The following is a 23,711-nucleotide window of genomic DNA, read 5'->3' on the forward strand; positions in this document are numbered from 1 at the left end:
AGTTCGATGGGCTCAGGCGGTCATCGTAGCTCACGGGCACGAAATGCTGTGCATTCGCTACACTGACCCCATGCAGTACTCCTACGAATATCCGCGTCCGGCCTTCTGTTGTGACACGGTGGTGTTCTCCGGACCCGCCGAGGCACGCAAGGTCCTGCTCGTCCTGCGAGGCGCTGAGCCGTTCATGAACTGCTGGGCGCTGCCGGGCGGTTTCATCGATGAAGACGAACGACCGGTGGCGGCCGCGCGTCGTGAGCTGGCCGAGGAGACCGGCGTTATCTGGGAAGGCCCCATGGTGCCGCTCGGCGCGTTCGGCGACCCGGGTCGCGACCCCCGTGGCTGGACCGTGTCCGCGGCCTTCCTCGCCGACCTCCTTCTCGAGGAGCCCTTCGTGGTACCGGGTGACGACGCCGCGGAGGCACGCTGGTTCTTCGTCGACGAACTGCCGGACTCTCTCGCCTTCGATCACGACGAGATCATCGCCGCCGCCCTGTGGCGAATGCACTGCCTGTAGCGCACCGGGGCGTTAGACCGCCGGTGGTGTCGACGGGCCGGAGTCGCGAAGTGCTCACACGTGACGACATGCGGCAATCCACTTTGAGGAGAGATCGGGTATGGCCAAGACGTGGGAAGAGATCAACGCGCGCATAGCGGCGGGCAACGCCGTGGTGCTCACCGCCGAGGAGTTCGCTGAGCTTGCGGCCGACGAGGGCCTGAAGAAGGCGGCGGAGCGAGTCGACGTCGTCACCACGGGTACCTTCGGGCCCATGTGCTCAAGCGGCGTGTTCTTGAACTTCGGCCACTCCGACCCTCCCATCAAGATGGGCGAGATCACCTTGAACGACGTGCCCGCGAGCGGGGGGCTCGCCGCTGTGGATACGTACCTCGGCATCACGGAACCATCGCTGTCGCGCGGCGTCGAGTACGGCGGAGCGCATGTCGTCGAGGACCTCATCCGCGGTCACGCGGTGCGGCTCAAGGCAAGGGGGCCCGGCACAGACTGCTACCCGCGCACGGAGATCGACACGTGGATCACGCTGGATGATTTGAATCAGGCCTACTTCTTCAACCCGCGCAACGCGTATCAGAACTACGCGGTGGCGGTGAACTCGAGCGACCGGACGCTCTACACCTATCTCGGCCCCCTGCACCCTCACCTCGGCAACGCCACCTACTGCTCTGCGGGCGCACTCTCGCCGCTACTCAATGACCCGACCTATCGCACGATCGGAGTGGGGACTCGGTGCTTCGTGGCCGGCGCTCCCGGCTATGTGGCCTGGGAGGGCACCCAGCACAATCCCAACCAGGAACGTGACGAGCATGGTGTCCCCGTCAAACCCGCAGGCACGCTGGCCGTCATCGCCGACTTGAAGCAGGCTCAGCAGGAGTTCTTCTCCGCTGCCACCATGGCCGGCTACGGGGTGTCGAGCTTCGTTGGTATCGGCGTGCCCATTCCCGTGCTCGACGAACAGATCGCCGAGACGCTCGCGCTCACCGATGCGAATATCGAGGCAACGGTGTTCGACTATGGCGTTCAGCGCAGAGCGCGACCGGCGCTTGCGCGGGTGTCGTACGCCCAGCTTCGCAGTGGATCGATCGAGATCGATGGCAAGCAGGTCCCCACCGGCCCGATCTCATCGCTGGCGGTGGCCCGTCGAATCGCCACGACATTGAAGTCCTGGGTTGCGGAGAGAGGCTTCGCGCTGACCCAGCCTCTTGAGCCGTTGCCGCAGATGGGCACGCAGGGCGTCAAGCCGCTCGAGGTGCGTTCCGAGGAGGCGATCTGACATGGCGAAGAAGCGGCTCGACCTCACGTTTCCGCCCCGGCAGTCGCTCAAGCCGGTCGTCTACCACCTGGTCAAGGACTTCGACATCGTCCCCAACATCATGCGCGCGCAGATCCAGCCCGAGCAGGAAGGCCGCATGCTCCTGGAGGTGACTGGCGGCAAAGAGGCGTTGGCGGACGGCATCGCGTTCCTGGAGTCGCAGGGGTTGACGGTGCGGGAGGCTGCAAGCGACATCTGTCTCGATGAGGAGAGGTGCGTGACGTGCGGTCTGTGCACGGCCGTGTGTCGCCCCAAAGCGCTCACGCTTTCTGGTGAAGAACTCGTCTTTGACAAGGACAAGTGCGTCTACTGCGAGGCGTGCGTGATCGCGTGCCCTCGCCGGGCGATCGCACTGAGGTTCTAGGAGCCGCCGCATGAACTACGGCTATGGGCAGATGTGGACACTCACGTTCGTTCCTGTCGGCTTCGTGATTGTGATCGCGTCGAGCATGGCGTACTGCCTCGTCTACGCGGTAGGTGCGTCACGAGGTGCTGTGGCGGCGCAGGTCTATCTGAGGTTCTGCGATCGGGCCCTTGCGGTGGCATCGGCGTGCACCATCGTGTATGCGGTTGCAAGCGGTCAGGCGACGACGTTCCTTGCATGGTACGGTGTCGGGCCGCTCGTGGAGATGGCGGTACTGGGCATCATGTGCGTGGGGTCACTGTGGTTCATGGCGTCCGTGTATGTGAGAGGCAAGGTTTGTGATGAGGCGATGAGGAAGGCGACGAGCGATGCCTGACATCATGAGACGACTCGGCCGTGAGATGCTCGTGCTCGATGGAGCCATGGGCACGATGCTGCAACGTGCGGGTATCTCACCAGGCACGGCCCCTGAGCTCATCAATGTGACCGCGCCCGAGATCGTGGCGCAGGTGCTCGACTACTACAACCTTGCGGGCTCTGACTGCACGATCACCAACTCGTTCGGTGGTTCGGCCCCCAAGCTTGCCGAGTACGGGCTCGAGGATCGCGTGGAGGAGCTCAACCGCGCTGCCGTCAGAATCGCGCGAAGCCACGGGGCGCCGCACATTCTCGCCGACATGGGGCCGAGCGGACTTGTGATGGAACCGCTGGGCTCCGCGACGTTCGAGGAGGTCTTCGCGGCGTTCGCCGAGCAGGCTCGCGCGCTCGCCGCAGAGAATCCGGATGCGATCTTCCTTGAGACGTTCACCGACATCGCTGAGGCACGCTGCGCGGTGCTTGCCGCGCGCAGCGTCACCGATCTGCCCGTGATCGCGAGCGTCACGTTGGGGATGCAGGGAAGGATGGATCTCTCGGGCACCGAGCCGGAGACCGCTGCGATCATCCTTGAAGCGGCGGGCGCGAGCGCGGTCGGACTCAACTGCGGGCTCGGGCCCGAGCAGATGCTGCCGCTGGCGGCACGGATGGTGAGGGCCACGACAGTGCCGGTGGTGGTCCAGCCGAACGCAGGCTTGCCCACACTCAGCGAGGATGGATCGACCGTCTTTCCCGGCACGCCCGACGAGATGGGCGCCTTCGCTGAAGCGGCACGCGAGGTCGGGGTCGCGGCGATCGGATCGTGCTGTGGCTCCTCGCCATCGTTTACCGGTGCGATAGCTGATGCCATCTCCGATAGGGACTGCGTTGTCATCGACGACCGGGGATTCGGCGGGGCGACGGTGTTGGCCGGTCCCCGGCGGGTGGTGGCACTTGGCGCGGGTCACCCGCTTCGGGTGATCGGAGAGCGCATCAACCCGACCGGCAAGCCGGCGCTCAGGGACTCGCTGCTGGAAGGTTCGATGAGTGCGGTTCGCGCGTATGCAGCGGCGCAGGAACACGCGGGTGCCGACCTGCTGGACGTGAACGTCGGCGCGGCGGGTGTCGACGCGGCAGCGGTGCTGCCCGCGGCGGTGCTTGCACTGGCGGGCGGCTGTGACCTGCCGTTGGTGATCGATACCACAGACCCCCTCGCGCTGGAGGCCGCGCTGCGGATCTATCCCGGAAAGGCGCTCGTGAACAGCGTCAACGGCGACCCGGACTCGCTCGATGCGGTGTTGCCGCTGGTCGTGAAGTACGGTGCGGCCGTCGTGGTACTCGCCCTCGATGACACCGGAATCCCCGCCGATGCCGAGGGGCGCGTCGCGGTGGCGCGACGTATCAGGAGTGCGGCGTCGCGGCTTGGCATCGTGGACTCGAACCTCGTGGTGGACTCCCTGGTCATGACCGCTGCCACCGACGCGGACGCTCCGGCCGTGACGATCGCGGCCACGCGCGCGGCCAAGACCGATGGGCTCTCGACGGTGCTCGGGGTGAGCAACGTGAGCCATGGCCTGCCCGATCGGCCGCTGCTGAACGCCGCGTTTCTGACAGCCACCGCGGCCGTCGGGCTCGACGCGGCCATCGTGAACCCGAACGACCACGTGGTCATGGAGGCCATTCGCCTGATCAACCAGGCCCGAGCGGCGGGCGTGGACGTGGACGCACACGGCGATGGTTGGCCGGCGTGGGAGGCGGCGTACGCCACCGCGATGGCGCGTGCTCTGTCAGGAGTCTCCGAGGAGACCGACAGCGATGGTGCCGACGAGGTCGTCGATCCCGCGTGGGCGCTCGAGGCCGCCGTGCTCCGCGGTGACGCGGAGGCGACTCCCGGGCTGGCCGATGCGGTCATCGACGCCGGCACCGCCCCCGAGGATGTCATCGGCACCGTGCTGACGCCGACGATCCAGCGCCTGGGCGACGCCTACGGGCGCGGCGAGGTCTTCTTGCCACAGATGATGGTGGCCGCTGACGCCATGAAGGCTGCCGTGGCACGCGTCAAGGAGCGGCTGCCTGAGGGATCGGCGGACCTGTGCCCGGGACGAGTCGTCTTCGCCACGGTCAAGGGTGATATCCACTCGATCGGCAAGGACATCTGCGTCTCACTTCTCGAGAGCCAGGGCTTCGAGGTGCATGACCTGGGCGTTGATGCGGCGTCTGAGGCTGTGCTCGAAGCGGCCGTCGGGGCCGATGCCGTGTGTCTATCGGCGCTGATGACCACTACGCTTCCCGCCATGCAGGCCACGGTCGTTGCGGTTCGCGCCGCGCAGCCCGATACCGCGATCTTCGTCGGCGGAGCCGTCGTCACGCCCGAGTGGGCGCAGCAGGTGGGCGCGGGGTATGCTCCCGATGCGCCCGGTTGCGTCCGGGCCGTGCGACAAGCTATCGAACGGAAGGCCTGAGCGATGATCATCACGAAGCCGCGCGACTGGTCGCGTATCTTCGCCAATCTTCAGAGTGTCGGCGCCAAGAGCGTCTTCCTGATGGGCTGTGGGCAGTGTGCCACGGTCGCGAAGACCGGAGGCGAGCCCGAGCTCGAGGCCGCCGCCGAACTGCTGAAGGCCGAGGGCTACGAGGTCACCGGCTGGGCGGTGGGAGAGGTGGCATGCCATCTCGGCGGGACGAAACTCGAGACACGCAAACGCGTAGGCGATATCGATGCCGCAGATGCGGTGGTCGTTCTGTCGTGCGGTGCGGGCGTGCAGACGGTGGCCGAGAGCGTCTCCAAGCCGGTCTTTCCCGGGCTTGAGAGCGTGTTTCTCGGCAACGTCATCCGCGCCGGCGTGTTCGAGGAGCGCTGTCAGACGTGTGGAGATTGCGTCCTCGATCTCACTGCGGGCATCTGTCCGGTCACGACCTGTCCGAAGGGTCTGCTCAACGGGCCGTGCGGCGGCATGTGGGACGGGATGTGCGAGGTTCTGACGGACCGAGAGTGCGCGCACGTACGCATCCGCCGGCGCCTTGCCGAGCAGGGTCGCGTGGCGGTGAAGGTCGTTGCCCCCAAGGACCACTCGGCGAAGCTGAAGCCGGGCGCGCTCAACCTGAGGGACCGCAAGACGCCGAGTGCCGGGAGCGGTTCGTGAGCAAGCTTCGAGACGCGCTCGAGCGTGGTGACTTCGTGGTCACGGGTGAGGTCGCACCGCCGCATGGCACCGACATGTCGGCGATGCTTGCCAGTGTCGACCGGTTGGCACCGTACTGCCACGCGATCAACGTGACCGACAACCAGGGGGCGACCCTTCACCTGAGCTCGCTCGCGGCGTCGCGCGCGGTGCTTGATGCCGGTAGCGAGCCCATCTTTCAGCAGACCTGTCGTGACAGAAATCGGCTCGCCCTGCAAAGCGACCTGCTTGCGGCATGGACCCTCGGACTTGAGAACGTCCTCATCGTGACGGGCGACGATCCACGCGGTGGCGACCACCCGCGCGCCAAGGGCGTGTTCGATCTCGACTCGACCCAACTGCTTGAGGTGGCGCGCGGGATGAACGGTGGCGTCAACATGAACGGTGCCGCACTCGATGGAGGCTGCAACTTCCTCCTGGGCGCAGCGGCGTTCCCTGAGGCGGAGCCCGCGGACATCCAACTTGAGCGGGCGCTGCAGAAGGTCGAAGCGGGCGCGCAGTTCTTCCAGACGCAGGCCGTGATGGACGTCGACGTGTTCGCCGAGCGAGCGGCTGTTCTGCGCGAGGCGGGGGCGAAGGTTATCGCCGGCGTGCTTCTGCTCAAGAGCGCGCGCGTGATCAAGTTCATCAACGAGCGGCTGGCGGGACTCATGGTTCCGGAGCACCTTGCCAAGCGTATCGGTGAGTCGATGAGTCCGCTGGACGAGGCCGTGGAGCTCGCCATCGAGCAGGTGGCGGCGCTGCGCGACGTGGCTGACGGGGTTCACATCATGCCCCTGGGCGCCGACGACGCGCTCGTGCGTATAGTCGAGGGATCAGGTCTGGGATAGGGCGATGCTGCTGAGCGGCCCTGCCGTCAGCTGCACCGACGATCACGTGCCTGAAGATGCTGGCGCGGCGCGCCGAATCTGACTCACCGCATGCTAGAATCTGCGGACGCTTATCCACGCTGAGCACGATTTCAAGGAGTCATCATGCGTATCGCAGTACTTGGTGGGGGCCCCGGTGGCTACTCTGCGGCGTTTCAGGCGGCTCGCCTTGGCGCTGATGTCGTCCTCGTGGAGCGGGAGCGCCTCGGCGGAACCTGTCTGAACTGGGGATGCATTCCGACCAAGACGATCCTGCGCTCAGCCCACATCGTCGCCGATACGCGTCATGCGGCCGAGTTCGGGCTGAACGCGACGGTCGCGAGCGTCGACATCGACGCCCTGCGCGCCCGCAAAGAGGGTGTGGTCGACGAGCTCGTCGGCCAGATCGAGGGTTCCGCCCAGCGACTGAAGGTCGATGTGATCTACGGTGAGGGTCGGCTGGCGGGAGCGCATGCGATCGAAGTCGCACTCGCCGATGGCGCTACGTCCACCGTCGAAGCTGACGCGGTGATCATCGCCACGGGGTCGATCGTCTTCAAGCTCCCGAACATCGACCACGACATGGACGGCGTGTGGACGAGCGATGACGCGGTCTCCCTGTCGGATATTCCCCACGAGATCGTCATCATCGGCGGCGGCGTGATCGGGCTGGAGTTCGCCTGCGCCTACGCAGCCTTCGGCTCGCGCGTGACGGTCGTCGAGCTCATGGAGCAGATACTTCCGGGCAACGACAAGCGCGTGGTGCGCCTGGCCCAGGCTCGACTTGAGGAGATGGGCGTCGAGTTCCACCTCGGTGACGCGGTGGATGCGGTGGAGCGTGGCGCCGATGGACGCATGCACGCGACGCTGCGCTCGGGCGGGGTGCTGACTGCCGACATCGTCATGAGTGCGGTCGGGCGCGTGCCCAACACCGCCGGCTTCGGTTTCGAGGAGGCTGGCATCGAGTTCGACCGTCGCGCCATCAAGGTCGACCGGTACTTCGCCACGTCGATCGCCAACGTCTTTGCCGTCGGTGATGCCATCGGGGGCATGATGCTCGCGCACGTGGCTGAAGAAGAGGGTGTGGCCGCTGCCCGCAACGCGGTCGCTGTGCTGTCCGGCCAGCAGCCACACGAGACCGTCGACAACGACTGTATCCCCGCTTGCGTCTATACGTTTCCCGAGGTAGCGGTCGTGGGCCGCAGCCGCGACGGGGCCAAGGAGAGCGGAGTCGACGCGGTTCAGGCCATCGCGAAGTTCGCCGCCAACGGCAAGGCGCTCGGCGAGGGCGAGGGTGACGGGTTCGTGCAGCTTGTGGCCGAGAAGGGCACCGGCAGGATAGTCGGATGCCAGATCGTGGGCCCGCACGCCGTGGAGATCATCCATGAGGTAGCGGTCGCGATGCGCCACGGCATCACCGTGACGCAGCTCGCCCACACCGTTCACGCCCATCCCACGGTGAGCGAGGTCATCAAGTTCGCGGCACTCGACGCATCGTCGAAGGTCTGACACGTCTTCGCGCCGTGCTATTCTCGCCCGCATGGAGAGCGAGCCGAACACAGACACCCCTGACCGTGGCGCGAACGCTAGGAAGCGCATGCCCGCATGGCTGCGTCGCCCGATCGCACGTCCGGGCGCATTCGGTCACGTCGATCAGCTCATGGATGAGCTGGATCTCAACACGGTGTGTCAGTCGGCGAAGTGTCCCAACCGCGGTGAGTGCTTCAGTTCCGGTACGGCGACCTTCCTCATCATGGGTGGGTCGTGCACGCGTGCGTGCCGCTTCTGTGCGGTGGAATCGCGCCCACCCCTTCCACTCGATTCCGACGAGCCGCGGCGAGTGGCCGAGGCCGCGCACCGACTCGGTTTGAAGCATGTCGTGATCACGACCGTCACCCGGGATGACCTGCCTGACGGGGGAGCGGAACACCTCGTTTCAGTCATTCGCGCCGTCCGTGAGGCTGTGCCGGGGGCTTCCGTCGAGGTGCTGACGAGCGATTTCGCCGGTCGGATGGACTCCGTCGATGTGGTGCAAGCCGCGAGGCCGGACGTCTTCAGCCACAACATGGAGACCGTCCCGCGGCTCTACTCCGAGGTGCGACCGCAGGCCGACTACCGCCGTAGCCTCGCCGTGCTGGCTAGGGCGCGCTCCACGTGCCCCGATGTGCCCACGAAGTCGGGCCTCATGCTGGGGCTGGGCGAGACCCCCGATGAGGTGCTCGCGGTGCTTGGCGATCTTCGACAGGCCGGCGTCGAGATGCTCACGCTGGGGCAGTATCTGCAGCCCAGCGCCGACCATCTCCCGGTTGTCGAGTTCGTGGAGCCCTCGGTCTTCGTCGAGCTGTCGCGCAAGGCGTACGGCTTGGGGTTCACCGCAGTCGCGAGCGCGCCCTTCGTGCGGTCGAGCTATCACGCCGGCGAACTCGCCGATTCCCGGAGCACGCGTCCGCTCGAGGTCAGTTGACCGAGATGTGGGGGCGCGGGCTTCCCGCGTGATCGCGCCCCTCTTCCTTCGCCTCATAGAGCGAGGCGTCAGCGGCAGCGATCATCGTCTCGGCCTCGACCCGGGTGCCCCCGTCGGACCACGTTCCTCCTGCGCTCACCGTGAGCGTCGGCTCGCCCCCGACTTCGGCGGACATGTCGCGCACCGAGGCCACGAGGCGGTCCATGAGCCCCTGCAGCTCGCCCCGGTCGGTTTCCGGTGCCAGTACGAGGAACTCATCGCCGCCGAAGCGGCCCAGCACATCAGATGTCCGTACCCCGCGCCGCAGCGCGTCCGCTACAAGACGGAGCGCCTCGTCACCGGCGGCATGGCCGCGCGTATCGTTCACCTGCTTGAAGTGGTCGATGTCGATCAGCACGACCGCGAGCGGCCGACCGTAGCGCTCAGACCATGCCAGCCACTGCGAGAGATGAGCAAGAAGGCCCCGGCGGTTATACAGCCCCGTCAGTTGGTCTCGAACCGTGAGCGCGGCGAGGCGCTGCTGGTCGCGGTACGAGCGGAGCAGCACCTTGGCGAGGAAGCCCGCGAGACGGCGTTGTGAGTAGTGCTCCTCGACAGCCTCGATCAGCCGCGACACGTGGCGGAAGTAGGCCTCTCGGTGTTCCACATAGCTACCAGGCTCCATGTAGTCGGCGAGTTCGCTGAATGTGTGGTCGAGCATGAAGAACTCCATACGAACGGCGACGTCCAGCATCCCGTCCGTATCAAGCTGGTCAATGTCTGCAGGGGGGAGCGCAACGAGCTCATCGCGAATCTCGGTCAGTCGTGCGGACAAGCCGTGACCGTCCGCGATGTCGGGAACGAGACCAGACTCCCAGGCGACAAGGAGGTCACGCCACCACTCCACATGCTGGCGCTCCTCCTTGGCAAGCTGGAGGAATGTGGTCGCGAGCTTCTCGTCGTCGGTGGCGCCCGCCAGACGGCCGTAGGTTTCGCCCGCAAAGGTGTCAAGCTCGACACACAACTCGAGTATCTCGCGCACTCGGGCTCCCTTCGATCATGGAAAAACACCGACATAGAGGTCATTCCCCTCGGGGCGACGGTGCGAACCACACACAAGGCGTGATTCCGCTGCGCGGAGGGTGTATACTACGTGCGTGGGGACTTCGGTCCGCGCTGGGGTTCTTCTTCATGTGTACGGGACGCCTGCTTCGTTTCGACGGGGTGGGCGTCTCGGGTTCTGGGGAGGGTTCTTGGCAGGAAGGTTCGAACCGCGCTGGTACCGACGGGCCGTGCGCCCTGAGGGACTCGTGGGTTTCAGAGTCGTGCACGCGGAGACAGACATCCTGGTCCACGCCGTTCGCGATCTCAGTGAGCACGCCGCTTCCGTGGTCGCCCGGCTGAGGCACGAGCTGGAGAGCTACGTCGCCGCGCGCCCCCTGTTCGCTGAGTCTTTCACTCCCGTGCCCGCTGAACCCGCCGCGCCTGCAATCGTGCGTTCCATGGCCGCTGCCGCCCTCGCGGCGGGCGTTGGTCCTTTTGCGGCGGTCGCCGGAGCCTTCGCCGATGAGGTCGGCGAGGAGCTCCTGTCGCTCTCTGCCCAGGTCATCGTCGAGAACGGCGGCGACATCTTCGTGGCGGGCGACGCCGACCGATTGGTCGCTCTGTGGAGCGGAGACGATGCGGATGGTATCGGGTTGCGCATCAAGGCGGGGTCTCAGCCGTGCGGCGTGGCGACTTCAAGCGCAACAGTGGGGCCTTCGGTGAGCCTGGGTCGGGCGAGCGCTGCGACCGTGGTGGCAGAGTGCGCCGCCCTGGCCGATGCGGTCGCAAGCGGCGTGGGGAATCGGGTCCGCAGCTTGGCAGACGTCGCGAAGGCTCTCGATTGGGGTAGGAGGATTGAAGGCGTTCGCGCGGTGATCGTCGTCGTCGATGGGTCGGTCGGCGCCGTCGGAGACGTTGAACTGGTTCCCCTGCCGCGGACCCTGGGCTGAGTGCAGCGCTCGCGGTACGTTCCTTGCAGGGTGTAAGGTAGGAGTGCACGCGTCGTCCCAAAGGAAAGCATGAGCATACGGGCATTCAGCATGCGAGGGCTCGCGCTTCGTCGCACCAGTGATGAAGCCTTGCTTGAGTACGCTCGAGAGGGCCAGGAGATCGCCTTCGCCGAGCTGTATCGCAGGTTCCACGGGTTGGTGTACGGATACTGCCTCGCCCGCCTTATGGATCCCGCAGCAGCAGAGGACGTCGCTCAAGAGACGTTCATGCGCATCAATCGCTCGCGCTCCTCCGAGACCATCCACAGCGCGCGCGCATGGGTGTTCACCGTGGCGCGCAGCGCGGTGATCGATCACGTTCGTCGCGCAAAGCGGATGCCCGACTCGCTTCCGGTGGACGATGCGTTCGAGCTGGCCGCTGCCAACTCGGATGCAGCCGACGGGATGATGCGCCGCGAAGACGCCAAACTCGTCTTCCTCGCGCTGGCTCGTCTCCGTCCCCGCTACCGCAGCGCGCTCGTGCTGCGGGAGATGCACGGGCTCTCGTCGGCCGAGATCGGCGAGTCACTCTCGCTCAAGGCCGGTGCCGTGGATACGCTGGTGTGTCGCGCTCGTGATGCCTTCGGCCGTGAGTACGCCGCCCTGGGTGACCTCCGAAGCGACTGCCGTCGTGCGGTCGAGTACATCTACCGCGATCGCGGCACGGGTATCGCGGAGGCTGAGCGCGGGTGGCTCACATCACACGTTTCGACCTGTCCTCGCTGCGCGCGCGAGCGCCTGATGGCTGCCGATCCGAAGAGGCTCGCATTCCTGCTTCCCTTCGCAAGCATCCATCCCGAGGGTATCGGGCTGTTGCGACGGGCGGTGGAAGCGTTCGGCGCGGCACCGGTGTCACTTGAGGGCACGAGTCTGATGGCGGCCAAGGTCACGGCGGTGGCCATCGCAGCCACGCTCGCGATCGCGCCGGGTCTCTCGCATCTGGGTCCCGAGAAGCCTGAAGGAGCCGCGAGGCCCACTAGCGTCGCCCGTACCGCACCTGCCGTGACTGAGCCTGCACAACACGAGCGTGTCGTGGTGGAGCGCGAAGCGCCTTCACGCGCATCCGTGGTTGAGACCGCGTCGGTCGAGGAGTCCGCATCGACCAACGTCCCGGGAGCGGCCGTCGTCGTGGTCGAGGGCCCCACCGCCCCGGAAGACGAGTTGATCAGCGACGTCGACGTGGGTTCCGATGCGACGACTCCGCCGGTCAGCGCGGCCGGTACTGAGACGCTCGATCCTCCGGTGGATCCGGGATCGGATTCTGTCGAACCCCGTGATGAGGTCGACGCAGGCACCGCCGAACAGCCGTCAGGCGACGCGGTCGAGCCGGGGGCACCGCCTTCCATCGAGACGAGCGTCGCACTGTAGAGCCGTCGATCGTCCCGTGCGCATCGGTCCGAGCGCGATACAATGAACCCCACGCGATGACGACGCGCGTCCGCATCCGCCGTGGACGCACGCGAGGGGAGCCCCGTGAGCATGGACAGCATCGACGAACTGGATATGTACGAAGCCGAGAAACGCCTGGCGTTGTACAACGAATACCGTGAGGCCATCAGGATCTTCGTCTTCTACGTCGAGACCGAACTGCGCGCGTACCTGTGCAACGGAGTCGATGTCGAACCGGTGCAGGCGCCGGGAGGAACCTTCTTCAAGGTAACGCTGACGGACACGTGGATCTATGAGGCGGAACGGCCTCAGCGATTCGTGCCCGAGGTCGTGATCTACGAGGTCGGGCCGGTCCACGTGCAGCGTCTCCGCGCGGACGACGAGTAGCGCCGACCATGGTGAAGACCCCGGTGACGCACGACGCGGCGAAGTCGCGCGCGGCGGAGCTCAGAAGCGAGATCGAGTACCACGCGCACCGGTACTATGCACTCGACGAACCCGAGATCAGCGATGCCGCGTACGACTCGCTCGTACGCGAGCTCGAGGGAATCGAAGCCACGTTCCCCGAGCTGGTGACGCCGGACTCGCCCACGCAACGTGTGGGAACGGCCCCAAGCGAGATCTTCGCCCCTGCCGCCCACAGAAACCGCATGTACTCGCTCGACAATGCCATGGACCTCGACGAACTCGACGCCTGGTTGGCACGGGTGCGCGAGGCCGTGGGGGATAGACCGTGCGCGTTCGTCTGCGAGCTCAAGATCGACGGCAGCTCCCTGGCGCTCACCTATCGCGATGGGGTGCTCGAACGTGCGGCCACCCGAGGCGACGGGCGTACGGGTGAGGATGTCACGGCCAATGCGCGGACCATTCGGGATATCCCGCTTCGGCTCCGCAGGGAGGCCGGATCGCCGGAGCCCGCGACGACGTTGTTCGGCTCCGAGCAGTCCGAAGTCGAGGTGCGCGGTGAGGTGTACCTGCCCAAGGCAAGCTTCGAGCGGCTCAACGCCGAACAGGACGCTGCCGGCTCTCAGCCGTTCGCCAATCCCCGCAATGCGGCCGCCGGGTCTCTTCGTCAGAAGGACCCGCAGGTGACGGCGGGTCGGGAGCTGGCCACGTTCCTCTATGCGATCGCAGAACCCCGTGAACTCGGTCTGGCCGCTCAATCCGAGGTGCTCGCCTGGCTCAGGATGGCGGGCTTTCGTGTGAATCCTGATGTCGCGACGTGCGCCGATGCCGAAGCGGTTCGGAGCTTCTGTCGCAGTGCGCTGTCGCAGCGCGATGACTTGCCCTATGAGATTGACGGCGTGGTAGTCAAGGTCGACTCGCTTGCGCTGCAGGACGAACTCGGTCACACGAGCAAGGCCCCGCGCTGGGCGATCGCCTTCAAGTTCCCGCCCGAAGAGAAGACGACCCGGCTGCTTGATATCCAGGTCAGCGTCGGGCGCACAGGGGTACTCACGCCGTTCGCGGTCTTCGAGCCCGTGCTTGTCGCAGGGTCGACGATTCAGAAGGCCACACTGCACAACGCCGACGAGATAGCGCGAAAAGGCGTGCTCATCGGCGATACGATCATCGTGCGCAAGGCCGGGGACGTGATTCCCGAGGTGGTCGGAGCGGTCGTGGGACTCCGAGATGGTACTGAGCGCAGCTTCGCCATGCCAAGCACGTGTCCGAGCTGCGGCAGTGCGGTGTGGCGCGAAGAGGGTGAGGTCGCGCTGCGATGCACCGATCTCGCCTGTCCCGCTCAACGAGTCGAGCGGCTCGTCCACTGGGCCAGTCGTGGGGCCGCCGACATAGAAGGGCTCGGGGACGAAATCGTAGCCAGGCTGGTCGAGGCGGGGTTGGTGGTAGACGTCTCCGACTTCTACGCGCTTCGGTCCTCCGATCTCGCCGGTCTGGACATGGGGCGCGTCAAGCAGGACGGTGACGCCGTGGTGCTGGGTCCCGTGGTGGCGGACAAGCTGCTCGCATCGATTGACGCTTCCCGTTCGCGGCCGCCTGCCAGACTGCTGTTCGGGCTGGGCATCCGCCACGTCGGCGCCACCGTGGCCGAGGCGCTCATCGCGGAGTTTGGCGGAGTGGGGAGGCTCGCGAAGGCCGACGAGGAGCAGTTGGCGACAACCGACGGGGTCGGGCCGCGGATCGCAGCCAGTGTCCGTGCGTTCTTCGACACTCCCCGGAATCGCGACGTTCTTGCGCGGCTGGTAGAGGCGGGTGTGACGCTGGAGGCCGAGCGGGCTGAGCCTGCGCGACCCCAGACGCTTGCCGGTCTCACGTTCGTGCTCACCGGGTCGCTCGAGCACCACACGCGCGATGAGGCCGCCGCCGCCCTCAAGGAACTTGGTGCCAAGGTGGCGGGCTCTGTGAGCAAGAAGACATCGTTCGTGGTCGCCGGGGAGGCCGCGGGATCGAAACTCGATCGCGCCATCGACCTGGGCGTCACCGTCCTCGACGAGAACGCTCTGACGCAGGTGCTCGAAACCGGCGAACCCCCCCGAGCCTCGTGAGCCGCTCGAAACGGCCGGCGGACTTGGGCCATCGTGCGCAGGTCGGCTCGCGGGCGGAGGCCAAACGTCTTCGTGCCCGAACTGATGCCACCCTGCGTCAGCACGAGCGAGACCGAGTGGTCGCAGAGCGTCAGCGCAAGGCCGCTCAGCGCTCCGAGGAACTGGCGGCCGCCGACGAACGTGACGGTCGAGTCTCTTGGACGTTGCCCGAAGCCGGGTTGGTGCTTGCCGTGATGATGGCTTCGCTGTTGGCCACGGACGCGATAATCGGCTCGTCGGTCATGGAGTCGGTGCCTGCGGCCAGCCGCGCTGTGGTGCGCTCAGCCATACTGGCGGTCTTCTACGGCATCCAACTGCTGACCCTCGGGTTCCTCGCCGCTCGCCGCAACGTGGGATTACGGGCGGCGTTCGGTCTGCAGCAACGGCGCGTCGGCCTCTCGGCGGGGCTTGTGACCGCCGGGCTCGTGACCCTGGTTCTCTTGGTCACGCGGGCCGTTGCGACATCGTGGGGCTGGGCTGCACGAGCGGCTGGTTGGACGCCTCCGGATGTGGGAGACCTCATGACGGTGTTCGGCGGCGGAGGTGCCGGATTCGCGCTGGCGGCGATCACGGTGGTCGTGCTCGGGCCGCTTGCCGAGGAACTCGCGTTTCGGGGGGTCGTTCTGAGGGCTGCGGGTGCACGGTGGGGCCAGTGGCCGGCGACTGTGGGCACGGCCGCCCTGTTCGCCGCTTACCACATGACAGCATGGACGGCTGTTCCGCTGTTCGCTTTGGGTATCGCCCTGGGGTGGCTTGCGTGGACCCGCCGCTCGCTGTGGGCGGCGATTCTGGTTCACGCGCTGTACAACGGCACCGTCGTCGCAGCAGCCTACTGGCTCGCGGCGTAGCCCGGTCGGTGCGCCCGAGGTGACCACGTGGTCAGGTATCATGTGACGCATTCCGGTCCGCGACGTCGCGGGCGGGACGCCTAAGCCCATATCCGGACCAAGGAGACGCCGATTCATGGCCCTTACCGAATCAGAGGTGCGGCATGTCGCGCTGCTCGCCCGTCTCGCGCTCTCAGATGAGCAAGTGGACACGCTGAGGACCGAGTTGAATTCGATCCTCGGACACATCGACGCGATTCAGCAGCTCGACTTGGCCGGAGTCGAGCCGACAGCGCATGCGATTCCGATGGTCAACGAAGTGCGCGCCGATGAGCCCAAGCCGTGCCTGACCACAGAGATGGCGCTGCTCAACGCCCCCCAGTCTGAAGCAGGAGCGTTCGTCATTCCGCAGATCGTCGGCCCCGGGGGTGATGAGGCGTGAGCGCTCTGGACCTGTCTTCGCTCACCGCGCCTGAGATTCGCAGCGGCATCGTCTCGGGTGACTTCTCCGCGCGCGAAGCCGCCCATGCCGCTTTCGAGCGGATCGAGGCCTTGGACTTCGAGGTTCATGCTTTCAACCAAGTGACCCCCGAGCTTGCCTATGCAGCCGCCGACCGAACCGATGAGATGGTGCGCTCCGGGGCCAGCCCCGACGAGCTGCCGCCCCTGGCGGGAGTCCCGGTGGCGTTCAAGGACAACATGAACCTGCGCGGTACGAACACCACGTGCTCGTCGCGCATCCTTGAGAACCACCGGAGCGTCTACGACTGCACAGCGGTCTCGCGCATGCTGCACGCGGGTGCGGTGCCGATCGGCAAGCTCAACATGGACGAGTTCGCGTTTGGCTCATCCACCGAGAACTCAGCCTTCGGCCCGACGCGCAATCCGTGGGATCTCGAGCGGGTGCCCGGTGGTTCCAGCGGTGGATCGGCTGCGGCGGTCAGCGCCGGAATGGCCTCGATCACGTTGGGCAGCGACACCGGTGGCTCTATCCGGCAGCCGGGATCGTTGTGCGGCGTGGTCGCGATGAAGCCCACCTATGGTCGTGTGTCGCGCTACGGCTGTGTCGCCTTCGCATCGTCGCTGGATCAGATCGGTCCGTTCTCCAAGAGCGTCGAGGAGTGCGCGCTATCCCTCAACGCCATATGCGGCAAGGATCCGATGGACGCGACGAGCGTCACTCGTCCGTCCGAGGACTTCACCGTCGGCCTCGATGACGGTGTGGCCGGCATGCGCATCGCGGTCGTGCGCGACATGCTCGACATGGAGGGCGTCGCTCCTGAGGTGAAGGCTGCGACTCTGGCGGCGGCCGATACGTTCGCGTCATTGGGAGCCCAGATCGGCGAGGTCAACCTGCCATCGGCACAACATGGGTTGTCCGCGTACTACATCATCGGGCCCGCTGAGGCCTCGTCGAACCTCGCACGCTTCGACGGGATTCGGTACGGCCATCGGGTAGCCGACGCCACAGACGTGCTCGATCTGTACATGCGCTCGCGAGCCGAGGGGTTCGGTCCAGAGTCCATCCGGCGCATCATGCTGGGGACGTACGCCCTGTCCGCAGGCTACTACGACGCCTACTACGGTCAGGCGCAGAAGGCCCGGACCATCATCATCCAGGACTTCGAGAGCGCATTTGCTGACTACGACGTGCTCTTGACGCCGACCTCGCCGACTACCGCGTTCAAAATCGGCGAGAAGTCGGCCGATCCGCTTGCGATGTATCTTTCAGACATCTACACGATTCCGGTGAACCTCGCAGGTAACTGCGGTGTCTCGGTTCCCGCAGGATTGGGGAGCGAGTCCGGTATGCCCGTAGGGCTTCAGCTGATCGGTACCCACTTCGCCGAGGCGACGGTGCTCAAAGCGGCCCGTGCGTTCGAGGCGGCGACAGCGTTCGATGCAACGCCGACCGCTGTCAAAGCGTTGTCTGGCCGAGCGTGACGTGAGAGGGAAGCGATGACTGACGAAACCAGGCCCCCCTACGGCTCCGTGCCCCGCGAGGAGTCCGAGCCCGACGCTTGGTCCGAGCCCGAGCCTGGGCCGGACGCCGAGTCCGAAGTCGAGCCCGGGGTCGAGCCCGGGGTCGAGCCCGAGCCTGAGCCGGACGCCGAGCCCGAGGTCGAGCCCGAGCCGGATGCCGAGCCCGAAGTCGAGCCCGAGCCTGACGCCGAGCCTGAGCCCGAGCCTGACGCCGAGTCGGTGTACTGGGCGCAAGAGGAAGTCCCTGTGATCGAGCCGGGCGACGGCGCTCCGGGAGCCGACGCAGGCGATGAGATGACCGGCGAGGCGGAGCCTGCGAAAGACGAGGTCGCCGTAGATCCGCTGGGGGCTCCGTTGGCCGTGGACATGGGCCCCGAACGCCGTTCCCGGTGGTGGGTGTGGCTGCTCCTGGGTTTGGCCGTGATCGGCGTCGCCGCTGCGGGCACATACGGCTGGTGGTGGTTCACGTCGCGAGGCATCGTGGTGCCGGACTTGGTCGGCACGCAGCCTGCGGAAGCAACTCAGACTCTCAACGACGTCGATCTGCAACTGGGCAAAGTGAGCGAGGTCCCGACTGATGTTGCACCCGCGGGAACGATCATCGCGCAGGACCCGGAGGCGGGTAGCACGCTTAAGCCTGACGCTGCGGTCTCATTCACGGTTGCCGCTGCACCCGAGCAGGCCAAGGTACCCAACGTGGTCGGCCTTGGTACCGAGGATGCGGCTGCGATTCTAGCCGAGGCGCGGCTGCGACCTCAGGTGGTGTCGTCGCACAACGCTACGGTTGCGGTCGGGTTCGTGATAGGGCAGGTTCCCCTCCCGGGGACTGAGATCATGCCGGGCAATCCGGTGGCGGTCGCCGTCTCCAAGGGCCCGGCTCCCGGCGACGCCGCCGTTCCATCGGTCGTCGGGCTGGGGGAAGGCGATGCTGTCGCGCTCATCCAGACGCGTGGATTGACCGCGAGGGTGTACCAGTCGCTCGATCCGAGTATCGGCGCGGGTATCGTTGTGACGCAGACGCCGTTGCCGTCGACGTCCGTGGCACCGGGATCGTCAGTGCAAGTCCTCGTGTCGAAGGGGTTTGGCAGCGGGACCGTGACGGTGCCCGACGTGGCGGGAGACGCGCGCAAGCAGGCGACCGCAGCGCTGCAGGCAGCCGGGCTGAAGTCGGCGGTCGTGTCCGTCTACAGCCCGATCACTGCCAAGGGCGTCGTCATCTCTCAGATGCCGAGCGCTGGGAGGAAGGTGCAGGCCGGCGACACGGTGGGGTTGCTTGTGTCACGGGGGCCGGTCACCACCGTGGTGGTCCCTTCGGTCGTCGGGAGCAGCTCTGCCGAAGCCACTACCGCGCTTTCAGCCGTAGGACTCAAGCCGGTTGTCATTGAGGTCGAAGCCCCCGGGCAGAAGGTCGGCTCGGTCATCGGACAGTTCCCCGCGGCCGGCACGATCTCTGAGGTGCGCTATCCGGTCATCTGTCTTGTGGCCAAGGAGATAGAGCCCTAGAGAGCGTTGCGGCGCTCGGTGAGTCCGGGTGCGATGCGAGGACGAACTTTGGGCACATACCCGCTTGTGGGGGGCCTGCGTAGACGGGGAGGCACAAGCGTGGAACTGAGCGTCAGCGAGCTGATCAACCTGGTCATCGCCGTAGCTGTGCTACCTCTCGTAGTGGCGATCTGGAGAAAATCCCGTGCCCTTCAGGGGGCACCTGCTCTTCTGATTGGCTACTTCCTCATGGTCGCGTCCTACACGCTGACGATTCTTGAGGGTGTGGGGGGAGCCGCAGGTGAGCTTCTCAATCTCGCAGAACACGTTGCGTTACTGTGCGCCGGGGTCGCATTCGTCATCGGCGTGAGGGCACTTGCCCGTCAGGTCGGGGGTGAGCGTTCGTGAGCGTGCTCGTGCCCGCGGTCGACGCAGCCGCCCTGGTCGCCTTCGTGGTCGCCGTCTGGCTGTTGGCCCGGGTGCCGTCCCGCGGCAGAGGGACACTGAGCGGCGTTGCCAAGGCGTGCCTGATGGGCGCGTTGCTCGTCTACGCGTTCGCGATGTTCTCTAACGTTCTCGAGCACGCCGGGGTGACGGATGCGCTCGACGCGGCCGAAGACTACGTCGAGATGCTGTTCCCGCCCCTGATCGTGTATGCGGCCTATGCGTTGTACGTGCGCCAGAGGGAGAACGAGCTCCTTTCCGCTCAGCGGGCGGCTGCGCGTTCCCAGGCGCTTGCGCTGGGCATCCTCGACGCCGCACCCGCTGGCATAATCGTGCTTGACGATGTCGGGCGCATCACCTTTGCCAATGAGACGGCGCGAGAGGTGCTTGACCTCACGGAGACTGACTCGGGCGAGGTGCAGACCCCCGGCTGGAGCGTCCGTGTGGCGGGGGGGCCTTCATCGTTGGATTTCGCCGGGCTCGTTGTGGCCGAGCACGGCCTCAAGGGCATTCCGGTCACGGTGAAATGGCAGAACGGATGGCGGGTGGAACTCACCGTCCGGACCGACCGCCTGATTGATGAGAGCGGGCGGTTCGGCGGTCTGGTGGGTACGTTCATGCCCGAGACCGGACTTCATCAGGAGTGATTGATCGCGCGGGCCGATCGTGGGCGATCTGACGCTCAGGTAGAATCGTGCGGTGTGCGTTGTGTGCTGCGCTCCTAAGGGCGAACCAGATACCGCGTCGGAAGGAACTACCGCCCCATGTCCAAGGACCTCCTGCTTGAGGTGATCGAGCGCTGGGAACCCGTGATCGGTCTCGAGATCCACACCGAGCTTACGTCCACCAGGACGAAGATGTTCTGCGGTTGCCCTGTCTCGTTCGGTGGTGAGCCCAACACCCGCGTGTGCCCGGTCTGCCTTGGCCTGCCGGGTGCGCTGCCGGTGCCCAACGCGTTCGCTATCGAGCAGACGGTGCTCGCGGGGTTGGCGACGAACTGCGAGATCGCCAGACGCTCGCTCTTCCACCGCAAGCAGTACTTCTATCCCGACATGCCCAAGGACTATCAGATCTCACAGTACGACCACCCGTTCTGCGAGAGTGGTCACGTGAGTATCGACATCGAGGGGGACGGCGTAGTCCAGCGGCTTGACTCGGGCGCCCCCGGTGACCGAGCGATCGAGCGGCGTGACGGCGGTGGCTACACGACGCGCATCGGTATCACACGGATACACCTTGAAGAGGATACCGGGAAGATGATTCACGTCGGCGGCAGCGAGGGAAGGCTCGCCGGTGCGACCAAGTCGCTTGTTGACTTCAACCGTGCGGGGACAGCGCTGATCGAGCTTGTGAGCGAGCCCGATATCCACACCCCCGCCGAGGCCCGCGCGTTCGCACAGAAGCTGCGGCTCATCTGGCTCACGCTGGGCATCTCCGACTGCAACATGGAAGAGGGTTCGATGCGGGTCGATGCGAACATATCGCTTCGTCCGCGCGGCGCGTCGGAGTTCGGCTGCAGGGCCGAGATCAAGAACATGAACTCCTTCAAATCGTTGCACGATGGCCTGGCCTACGAGATCGTCCGTCAGGCTGAGGTGCTTGAGGGTGGCGGGCGCATCGTGCAGGAGACACGTCACTGGGATGCCGGGGCGAAGCGCACGAGCGCGTTGCGGAGCAAGGAAGAGGCGCACGACTATCGCTATTTCCCGGAGCCTGACATGGTGCCCTTCGAGTTCGCCGATGAGTTCATAGACCGGATACGGGAGAGGTTGCCCGAGCTCCCTGACGCCAAGAAGGCGCGGTTCATCGGCGATTGGGGTCTTTCTGCAGCCGATGCAGCTTCGCTCTCCTCAGATGTGGACATGGCGGAGTTCTTGGAGGCGGCGGTCGCCATCGGTGGCGTGGCGCACGCCAAGTCCGTTGCCAACGTCATGCTCAACGACCTTTCTGCCCATCTCAACGCAGAGGGCATCGCGGTCACCGAGTCGCGTATCGTCCCGAGTATGGTCGTCGAGCTCGTCGAACTCGTGGAAGGTGAGACGATCTCCTCGAAGCAGGCCAAGATGGTCTTTGCCGAGATGGCCGCCACGGGGGACGCGCCCGGCGCGATCGTCGAACTCCAGGGACTCGTTCAGGTCTCAGACACCGGGGCCATCGACGCAGTGGTTGCGCGCGTGCTTCAGGCGAACCCGGGCAAGGTCGAGGAGTATCGCGCAGGCAAGACCGGACTCATGGGGTTCTTCGTGGGCCAGGTCATGCGTGAGACCGGCGGGCAGGCCAACCCCAAGGTCGTCAATGAAGCCCTCTCACGCGAGCTTGAAGCCTGATTCCTTCGTGCGTCGGGCGCCCGGCGTCAGACCGTCGGTGCCGAGCGCCCGACGTCCGCGTCAGCTCGATCGGACCAGATTGTGGCGCCTGCGGAACTTCCACTTGGAGGCCGAGATATCTCGCCAGGCGTGCCGTATTCGCTTACCGGTGCCCGGAGCTTCGTAGACGAGCGCCCATCCGTACGGGTCTCCTCGATCGTAGAGCACGACATGCCCTGTCATCGGGCCACCGGCGTCGGGGTCGGGGTAACCGACCGCATCGGCGCGCGCGGCTGAGGCTCTCCCGATCGAGTACCAGTGCGCTGAGGTGTTGAAGAGGTGATAGGTGCCGTAGGGGTGGTACTCCTCGTAGATCGACGATGCGCGCGGTACCTGCCAGCACTTGACCACGAAGCCGGAGCAGTCCGCGCCCGCCCAGTTTCTGTCGTAGGTCGACCATCGGGCGCCTCCCCAGCGGTACGGGCTTCCGATGCCGCTGGCGGCTGTGTTCACACAGGCGGCGTCACTGCGAACGGGGCAGGTGCATGCCGAAGCGGGCGTGGGAGACGCTGCCGCCAGTGTGATCGTGACAGCGGCCACGAGTACGCCCGCCACTGAGCGAAGCGGCTGCCCGAGACTCCCTGCGCTCGTTCTCATCGTGAGCTCCTCTCGCTTGACGGCGACAGGTTCCAGCGGACTATCCTCAGTCCGTTTTCGTCTGAGTCCATCCGGTAGACGCGGCCCGTGGGGGTGACGACGACCCTGCGCAACACGTCGGTGAGGGGCTCATACGGAGTCATGGCCCAGCTGAGCGATTCTCCCGACGGAGCATAGTGGGCGACGCTGAGCAGGGGGACACCGGTGTTCGGCAAGGTGGTGTCGCTGGCGAGCACGCTCGTGACGTACAGCCCGCCGCGGGCGTCCCCGGATACGTCGAGGATGGACACGACGTCCAGTTCGGAGCGCAGTCGCAATCGAGCACGCTCAAGACCACCTGAGGTGACGTCGATGGCGATGTCACGCGAGGATGCCAGTGAGGCGGACGCGCGCGCCCCTCCCCGCAGGGCGACTCCACTTCTCACCGAGGTACCTTCGGGGGCCACGGCCCGAAGCGGGGCGAGCGTGGCGATCGTGTGATTCTTGCGGGAGTCAGGCATCGGGCACTCGACGACCACGTCCGATCCCTCAATTCGGACATGGAGCACCGGGGGAACGCTCTGCGCGATGGAGATCTGTCCGAGCTCGCGGCCGCCCCCATCAAAGACCACCACCCGACGGCTGCCGTTGCGAGCCAGCACGCAGATGCGATCCCGCTCGACGGCCACATCCTCGAATTCGCCCGGGGGGAGAGACACGCTGAGATCCACCACTCCGTCGTCGAAGCACAGCAGCCGTCCGTTCTCCTGATCGAGCACCCAGACTCGCTCTCGGTCGTCGACGCCGAAGCTCATCGGTCCGCGCGACTCTCCGTCGGTCGCAAGGCCGACCTCTCCCAGGCCACTGCCCCAAGGCGCACTGACCACAGGATGGCTGGACCCTCGTGCAACTCGTCCGTGGGAACCCGGGATCTCGCCGCGAATCGTGCGCGGGGCCGAAGCGACCACCGAGACGGACAGTCCCCAAGCTGTTGCCGCGACAACTCCGGCCATCACGGCGGCGATCACAGAGATACTCATGCGTGCCT

23 protein-coding genes are annotated in these 23,711 nt (G+C 66.1%); 20 read left to right on the top strand and 3 right to left on the bottom strand.

Going from position 1 to position 23,711, the window contains the following annotated elements; all coding sequences use genetic code 11:
- The first annotated feature begins 43 nt into the window (after positions 1 to 43).
- The 9 genes from U1E26_10855 (at position 44) to lipA (ending at position 9,038) form a co-directional block, all read left to right on the top strand.
- A complete protein-coding gene (locus tag U1E26_10855) occupies positions 44 to 514 on the top strand; it encodes an NUDIX hydrolase (protein MDZ4170131.1) in 471 nt (156 codons plus the stop codon).
- A gap of 100 nt (positions 515 to 614) precedes the next feature.
- Complete coding sequence (locus U1E26_10860) at positions 615 to 1,787, top strand: homocysteine biosynthesis protein (protein ID MDZ4170132.1); 1,173 nt, start codon at positions 615 to 617, stop codon at positions 1,785 to 1,787.
- Position 1,788: 1 nt separating this feature from the next.
- Positions 1,789 to 2,190, top strand: a complete 402-nt coding sequence (locus tag U1E26_10865) for an NIL domain-containing protein (GenBank protein MDZ4170133.1) — start codon at positions 1,789 to 1,791, stop codon at positions 2,188 to 2,190.
- A gap of 10 nt (positions 2,191 to 2,200) precedes the next feature.
- Positions 2,201 to 2,566 (top strand): hypothetical protein, encoded by a 366-nt coding sequence (locus U1E26_10870; protein ID MDZ4170134.1) that lies wholly within the window; start codon positions 2,201 to 2,203, stop codon positions 2,564 to 2,566.
- Positions 2,559 to 5,006: a homocysteine S-methyltransferase family protein gene (locus U1E26_10875; GenBank protein MDZ4170135.1), complete on the top strand. Its 2,448-nt coding sequence runs from the start codon at positions 2,559 to 2,561 to the stop codon at positions 5,004 to 5,006. Before U1E26_10870 ends, U1E26_10875 begins: the two co-directional genes overlap by 8 nt.
- A 3-nt stretch (positions 5,007 to 5,009) precedes the next feature.
- Positions 5,010 to 5,687, top strand: a complete 678-nt coding sequence (locus U1E26_10880; protein ID MDZ4170136.1) for a methylenetetrahydrofolate reductase C-terminal domain-containing protein — start codon at positions 5,010 to 5,012, stop codon at positions 5,685 to 5,687.
- Positions 5,684 to 6,556 carry a methylenetetrahydrofolate reductase gene (locus U1E26_10885; protein MDZ4170137.1) on the top strand — a complete coding sequence of 291 codons (873 nt, stop codon included), beginning with the start codon at positions 5,684 to 5,686 and terminating at the stop codon, positions 6,554 to 6,556. The genes U1E26_10880 and U1E26_10885 overlap by 4 nt, the downstream gene beginning before the upstream one ends.
- Positions 6,557 to 6,700: 144 nt before the next feature.
- Positions 6,701 to 8,083 (top strand): dihydrolipoyl dehydrogenase, encoded by a 1,383-nt coding sequence (gene lpdA, locus U1E26_10890; GenBank protein ID MDZ4170138.1) that lies wholly within the window; start codon positions 6,701 to 6,703, stop codon positions 8,081 to 8,083.
- Between the two features lie 31 nt (positions 8,084 to 8,114).
- Complete coding sequence (lipA, locus tag U1E26_10895; GenBank protein MDZ4170139.1) at positions 8,115 to 9,038, top strand: lipoyl synthase; 924 nt, start codon at positions 8,115 to 8,117, stop codon at positions 9,036 to 9,038.
- On the opposite strand, the gene U1E26_10900 is transcribed toward lipA, so the two are convergent.
- Positions 9,031 to 10,059, bottom strand: a complete 1,029-nt coding sequence (locus U1E26_10900) for a diguanylate cyclase (GenBank protein MDZ4170140.1) — start codon at positions 10,057 to 10,059, stop codon at positions 9,031 to 9,033. The two genes, lipA and U1E26_10900, sit on opposite strands and share 8 nt — an antisense overlap.
- Before the next feature lie 211 nt (positions 10,060 to 10,270).
- Here U1E26_10900 and U1E26_10905 point away from each other — a divergent pair, with 211 nt between their 5' ends.
- The 11 genes from U1E26_10905 (at position 10,271) to gatB (ending at position 22,048) form a co-directional block, all read left to right on the top strand.
- Positions 10,271 to 11,011, top strand: coding sequence for a UPF0280 family protein (locus U1E26_10905; GenBank protein MDZ4170141.1), 741 nt, complete (start codon positions 10,271 to 10,273; stop codon positions 11,009 to 11,011).
- 69 nt (positions 11,012 to 11,080) lie between these two features.
- Positions 11,081 to 12,418, top strand: coding sequence for a sigma-70 family RNA polymerase sigma factor (locus U1E26_10910; GenBank protein MDZ4170142.1), 1,338 nt, complete (start codon positions 11,081 to 11,083; stop codon positions 12,416 to 12,418).
- Between the two features lie 111 nt (positions 12,419 to 12,529).
- The gene (locus tag U1E26_10915; protein ID MDZ4170143.1) at positions 12,530 to 12,826 is read left to right on the top strand and encodes a DUF2469 family protein; all 297 of its coding nucleotides are present in this window, start codon (positions 12,530 to 12,532) and stop codon (positions 12,824 to 12,826) included.
- Positions 12,827 to 12,834: 8 nt separating this feature from the next.
- Complete coding sequence (ligA, locus tag U1E26_10920; GenBank protein ID MDZ4170144.1) at positions 12,835 to 14,946, top strand: NAD-dependent DNA ligase LigA; 2,112 nt, start codon at positions 12,835 to 12,837, stop codon at positions 14,944 to 14,946.
- 116 nt (positions 14,947 to 15,062) lie between these two features.
- Positions 15,063 to 15,833, top strand: a complete 771-nt coding sequence (locus U1E26_10925) for a type II CAAX endopeptidase family protein (protein MDZ4170145.1) — start codon at positions 15,063 to 15,065, stop codon at positions 15,831 to 15,833.
- 115 nt (positions 15,834 to 15,948) lie between these two features.
- Positions 15,949 to 16,254: an Asp-tRNA(Asn)/Glu-tRNA(Gln) amidotransferase subunit GatC gene (gene gatC / locus U1E26_10930; protein MDZ4170146.1), complete on the top strand. Its 306-nt coding sequence runs from the start codon at positions 15,949 to 15,951 to the stop codon at positions 16,252 to 16,254.
- Positions 16,251 to 17,756 (top strand): Asp-tRNA(Asn)/Glu-tRNA(Gln) amidotransferase subunit GatA, encoded by a 1,506-nt coding sequence (gene gatA / locus U1E26_10935; GenBank protein MDZ4170147.1) that lies wholly within the window; start codon positions 16,251 to 16,253, stop codon positions 17,754 to 17,756. Before gatC ends, gatA begins: the two co-directional genes overlap by 4 nt.
- 15 nt (positions 17,757 to 17,771) lie before the next feature.
- The gene (locus U1E26_10940; protein MDZ4170148.1) at positions 17,772 to 19,298 is read left to right on the top strand and encodes a PASTA domain-containing protein; all 1,527 of its coding nucleotides are present in this window, start codon (positions 17,772 to 17,774) and stop codon (positions 19,296 to 19,298) included.
- A 99-nt stretch (positions 19,299 to 19,397) separates the two neighbouring features.
- Positions 19,398 to 19,685 (top strand): hypothetical protein, encoded by a 288-nt coding sequence (locus tag U1E26_10945; GenBank protein MDZ4170149.1) that lies wholly within the window; start codon positions 19,398 to 19,400, stop codon positions 19,683 to 19,685.
- Positions 19,682 to 20,368 (top strand): PAS domain-containing protein, encoded by a 687-nt coding sequence (locus U1E26_10950; protein MDZ4170150.1) that lies wholly within the window; start codon positions 19,682 to 19,684, stop codon positions 20,366 to 20,368. Before U1E26_10945 ends, U1E26_10950 begins: the two co-directional genes overlap by 4 nt.
- Before the next feature lie 117 nt (positions 20,369 to 20,485).
- Entirely contained in the window at positions 20,486 to 22,048 is a 1,563-nt protein-coding gene (gatB, locus tag U1E26_10955) for an Asp-tRNA(Asn)/Glu-tRNA(Gln) amidotransferase subunit GatB (GenBank protein ID MDZ4170151.1), read from the top strand.
- Between the two features lie 60 nt (positions 22,049 to 22,108).
- Here the strand turns inward: gatB and U1E26_10960 are convergent, their stop codons facing one another.
- Together U1E26_10960 and U1E26_10965 are read right to left on the bottom strand one after the other, a co-directional pair.
- Positions 22,109 to 22,684 (bottom strand): hypothetical protein, encoded by a 576-nt coding sequence (locus U1E26_10960; protein MDZ4170152.1) that lies wholly within the window; start codon positions 22,682 to 22,684, stop codon positions 22,109 to 22,111.
- Positions 22,681 to 23,703 carry a hypothetical protein gene (locus U1E26_10965; GenBank protein MDZ4170153.1) on the bottom strand — a complete coding sequence of 341 codons (1,023 nt, stop codon included), beginning with the start codon at positions 23,701 to 23,703 and terminating at the stop codon, positions 22,681 to 22,683. Before U1E26_10965 ends, U1E26_10960 begins: the two co-directional genes overlap by 4 nt.
- Positions 23,704 to 23,711: the final 8 nt, after the last annotated feature.

It is taken from the genome of Coriobacteriia bacterium, assembly GCA_034370385.1.
Taxonomy (GTDB): Bacteria; Actinomycetota; Coriobacteriia; order Anaerosomatales; family PHET01; genus JAXMKZ01.